This is a genomic window from Pirellulales bacterium (assembly GCA_035546535.1).
Classification (GTDB): Bacteria; Planctomycetota; Planctomycetia; order Pirellulales; family JACPPG01; genus JACPPG01.
In genome coordinates, this window is sequence record DASZWQ010000103.1 from 1 (window position 1) to 4,868 (window position 4,868).

A 4,868-nucleotide genomic window follows, 5' to 3' on the forward strand; every position below is an offset into this window, starting at 1 on the left:
AAGCCCTCGTGGCTTTTTTCAACCTCGCCAAGTGCGAAGCAAAGCTTCGCACGGCTCGCAAAATAACGACTTACGTCGATATTTTGCCATCGCATCCCTGCGATGTCGCAGCCCGTTGAGTTCTTCAACAGGCTGCTAAGCTCGCGCTTCCTAAGTCGGGACACGTTCCCGTCTTCGCTCGCTCGAGGAATCGCAAGGAGATGGGCGAACGAGTAAAGTCCCGAGCTGCTGGCTGGCTCCGCCGCTTCATGGGATGGGCAAGGAATCGCCAACGCAGGAAGGCAACGAGCGGAGGCACGGTTCGTCGCGCCCCCGGAATCGCCGGGCGGGTAGTGCATTCCAAGGGGGAATGGTTTTTGCACCTGGAAATGTCCGGTGCGAGGCTTTCTGATCTGGAGTGATGTCCGGCCCTCGCATCGTTTTGCATCTGGTCCACGACCAAGGGAGACACGCCATGATTCACCGAATCGCTCGCCGAGCCCTTTCCGAAGAGCGTCTTGCCTCCATTGTGGTTTGTAGCGTGGTCGCGCTTTTCAACGCCGCACCGGCCGAGGGTCAAACGCCAAAGAAATCCGACGCCGTGATCGCGGCACAAACGGCCGAGCAGGTTCCCGAGGAGCGGCCCGAGCAGAAGAAGACGGCACACGATCGGTCCGATATTTTCTCCGCGAGCCCGGCGCTCCCCACGTCCAAAGCGGCCGCCGATCAGCAGGATCAGGGCCGGATGATCGGGTTCGATTTTTATCGCGAGCCCCTGGGAGCGATGAAGCCTGGCACAACGTTTGAGGATGTCTACAAGGCGGGCGTGGCCGGCAAGCCGAAGGTGATGGCTGCGCAGAAGAAGCTGCTGGAGAGTCGATACAACCTCAAACCGAAGCTGGATCCTGAAGTAAAGATGTCGCGCGGCAAGCCGCTCGTTGTTGGTCCGACCGCGCTCTTGGCCGAAGGTATGACCTGGGACAAGCTCGCCGCGTTGAGTCCGGCCGACATCCGCGAGCGCGATATTTTCCCGTACAAGGCCCTGCCACATCCGGCTCAGGGCGGCGGTCTCGGCGGCCAGGTCTTTCCGCCGATGCAGATCAAGATGTTTCCGCGACTGGAGCGTTACGACGTAGAGTACGATCTGCCCGAGGCGTTCCTGCCCGAATTTCCGCCGGCGATGTACTTGCAAACCAGGCCCGAGCTGGGAGATGTCTCGCGCGGCGAGGTGGTTTCGATCAATAACTACTACCGCTTGTTCAAGGACCTCCTGACCGCGGTGCAGCTCGACGGTCTGCGGCTGCTGGTCACGCCTTTTCCGCAGGAAGAATTCAATCCGACCGACGACCGCAAGTCCAAAGAGCCGAGTCTGGGTGTCACGTGTTTCGATTGCCACACGAACGGGCACACCAGTGGCCAGTTTCACATCAATCCCGACACACGGCCCGAGGAACGCCGCATGCGGCTCGACACGGTCAGCTTGCGCGGGCTGTTCAATCAGCAGATCCACGGCTCGAAACGAAGCCTGCGTTCGGTCGAGGATTTCACCGAGTTCGAGCAGCGAACCGCCTATTTCAATGGTGACCACATCCATGCCGCCAAGAAGGGGATGAACATCCTCGACCGTATTCAAGTCACGAACATGGCCCAGTTGCAAAACATGCTCGACTTCCCGCCGGCGCCCAAGCTAAACGTCACGGGCCGGCTCGATCCGACCAAGGCGACTGCCAACGAGTTAGCGGGCGAGAAGCTGTTTTTCGGCAAGGCGCAGTGCTCGGTTTGTCATCCGGCGCCGTTCTATCTCGACAACCAGATGCACGATCTACACGTCGAGCGATTCCTGAAGGGCGAAGCCGGGGATGGGCCCATCAAGTCGTTCACCTTGCGCGGGATCAAGGACAGCCCTCCCTATCTGCACGACGGACGGTTGCTGACGCTGGAAGACACCGTCGAGTTTTTCAATCTGGTGTTGGACACCAAGCTGACCCAGCAAGAAAAACAAGACCTCGTGGCTTTTATGCGCCAGCTGTAATCAGGGCGCGGACGCGGCGGCGTGACCGCGGAAACGCAGCGTTGCCAAAACCCCCATGCCAATGAATGCCACGAGCGCTACCAGCTGTGCAATGGCAAACGGTGGCTCGCTCTGCGTGGGCGCGAGATCGTGCAGCGCCGGAACCTTCATGAACGATTGCACGATGAGCACGAAGAAGTTGAGATATTGAGCCACGACGGCCGTCACCGTGTACACAGGCCGCCATTTTCCCGACATGCCGAATCGATAACGGGCGACAATTGCCACGGCCAGCACGACGGTCGAGATCACGCCGATCACGATGCCGGGCGTGACCCCGTGAAAGGGAAACAGAAAGCCGGTCAAACTGGTCGCCAGCGTCGTCGCAAGAAACGCGGCGGTCCAACCGTCGAGCGATTTGCTGTTGATAAGCCCCCAAATGACCATGAATCCGGTCGCGATTCCCACCAGGCTCAAGCCGACGTGTACGTAGAGCAACATGATTCGGTCTCCTGCAATGAGGCGAAGCACCAACGCAGGGCGGGCGAATAGGGTTATTATATCACACTAGCGCTGCCGCGGCGGTCGCAGCTTGCGAAGTCTCGTCTCTTGCTTCAAGCGCCGGTTGTTGTCGGTGCTCTTCTCCGGCGTACGACCGTTGGCCAGATCCCACGTCGCCCAGATCGCGGTATCCAGCGATTCCACCAGCCCCACCACGTCGTCCGATTGAGCCGGGTCGAGCAGCAACACCCAAGTGCGGCCGGCATCCAACTCGTCGTTTGTTCCAAAAGCCAGTCGCTCGGTCTTCCAGGCGGGAATGTCGACGATTTGTGTCAGCAATTGCACGACATCCTTCGACTTCTCGTCGGTCGCATAGCCGTCGGTGCCGAAGGCCACGATGATGCCCTGATGCCAGACCAGCGCCCCGCGCTGTAGATCGACGATATGCCGCGCGATGTAGTTGGCGACTCGTATCGCCTCGGCGCCCCAGTTGATCCCATCCATGTCTCCTCTCCGCACCGGTCCCCCATTGTTCTGGGCTAATCGTACAGGATCAGCAATCGCGCGGCGACGTCAGAGAAGCGTTGGTCGCCAGCGAGGGACGACCGTACGGGGCGTGCAGGCGCGCGGAAATCGTACGGAATTAGCGCATTTCCAGCCAGCTTTGCACGCCGCGCAGCGGAGCGAGCGAGGTGCGGGTCGCGCCGGCCAGGCACGACGAGCGGACCCAATTCTTGACTTGCCACCATTGGCGTCGGACGCCCGACACCAGCGCGCTCGTATCAATGGCGCCCTCGTAAACCTGCGCGGCGTCGGTCATGAAGCGACGCTTATACTCCTCGGGACCGGTTCCCAAGTCGATGCGTCGAATGCCGATCGATTCCGCCGCCCGAAAAAGCTCGAGCAGCAACTGAGAACCTGGTGAATACGCGGAGAGCGTGCGATCGAAAGCCGTGAACCAGCCGTGCATGTTACTGCCCGAGCGCAGTCCAAACGAAATGGCAACGAGCCGGTTGCCGGCATAGAGCGCCGACAACAGCGACGAAAACGATCGCTCCTGGTACTGAAGCAACGAGGAGAGCAAGTTGCGCACCCATTGTGCGGAGAAAATATCGTACTGGCGCGTACGCTTGTACTGCGCGCTCTTCCACTCCATGAGAGATTTCAGCACGGCGTCGCTGGCGACATGGGGCTCGAAGCGCACGTCGCCGATTTCGCGTGCCATCTTTCGCTGCAAACGCCCAAATTCCGAAAGGCGCTTGCGGTCCATGCGCATTTTGCGGCAATATCCTTCGTAACCCTGGGACAGATCAGCATAAGGTGAGTCCCACGACCGCCACACATACGGCAACACGCTTTTTGGCGGCGACAGCAGCCTGTCGAATTGCCAGTTCCGCAAGCCGCAGGCCCGCACCAGCCCGAGCGTGTCGACTTCATAGTTCGCCCGCGCGATGATGGCCTGAACATTCGCCAGCGATCCGGCGGCGGGGCGACCACCTCCCCAGGGCATGCGCCGGTAAGGTAACAAGGCCGCGACTTCTCCGGCTTCCTCGACCATCGCGACTTTGATGTCCGGGCGCACGGCGCCCAGGGCCTGCGTGAACTCAGGACGCAGGTGAGGAGTCTCGAGCAGATCGCATTCTTCAAGAGTTTGTAACCACGTCTGAACGTGATCCGCATTCAGTTCGTGCGCAGGCAACGAACGAATTCTTGACGACATCTCGGAATCACCCCCGCCAGGCGATAGCGATATGCCCCGCGCGGCCCGCTTGTTGCTCCGCTTGAAGCGCGTCACCCGGCTTGGCGTGCCAGAACGCAGTTGCAAGCAGACAATCGAGCCCGGGGGGCAGTTCTAATCAGCGACTAGGCTAATACGATAGGAAGGGCGAAATGGATGTTCGCTCGGCCAGGCGGACGGAAATTTCGGAGCTGTAATCTCGGCGGCACGCGGAAACGTAGACGATTGAGCTATGCCCTACCCCCAAAGAGTGCTGGCCCTGGGAGATGAGGTGCGACCGCCCGCCAGTACCCATCGGGTTCCAGAAGGACCGGGCTATCCGGAGGCCGGGAATGTTCAGGCCGTTTTCAAGGTCATTCACCCGAGTGTGCCAGCCGCCCGAAGGCCTGCGCGGCGTCTCTTCGTTGACCCCTCGCTTCATCCCGTCGTGATACTTGCTGCCCCGTTGGACCGGGTATGGCGCAACGTCTGTCCGTACGCGTCGGACTGAGGCAACCAGCGCCCGTCATTCGGCAAGTCCGACACCAGTTCGAAGAGTACAGTGGGCGGTGCGGCGACCTTCGTCTTGTAAAACTTGTGCCACTGCGATCGTGCCATCCAAACTACCATAGCGATTCAGCCTGCCTTTGGCTCGCGTGG

Annotated in this window: 4 protein-coding genes; 1 reads left to right on the top strand and 3 read right to left on the bottom strand. The window is 60.4% G+C overall.

The window, feature by feature from the left end; all coding sequences use genetic code 11:
* The first annotated feature begins 454 nt into the window (after positions 1–454).
* Positions 455–2,011, top strand: coding sequence for a cytochrome B6 (locus tag VHD36_12885; protein HVU88207.1), 1,557 nt, complete (start codon positions 455–457; stop codon positions 2,009–2,011).
* Here VHD36_12885 and VHD36_12890 read toward each other — a convergent pair whose 3' ends face one another.
* The 3 genes from VHD36_12890 to VHD36_12900 form a co-directional block, all read right to left on the bottom strand.
* Positions 2,012–2,491 (bottom strand): hypothetical protein, encoded by a 480-nt coding sequence (locus VHD36_12890; protein HVU88208.1) that lies wholly within the window; start codon positions 2,489–2,491, stop codon positions 2,012–2,014.
* A 66-nt stretch (positions 2,492–2,557) separates the two neighbouring features.
* Positions 2,558–2,995, bottom strand: coding sequence for a hypothetical protein (locus VHD36_12895; GenBank protein HVU88209.1), 438 nt, complete (start codon positions 2,993–2,995; stop codon positions 2,558–2,560).
* 139 nt (positions 2,996–3,134) lie between these two features.
* Entirely contained in the window at positions 3,135–4,190 is a 1,056-nt protein-coding gene (locus VHD36_12900; protein HVU88210.1) for a GNAT family N-acetyltransferase, read from the bottom strand.
* Positions 4,191–4,868: the final 678 nt, after the last annotated feature.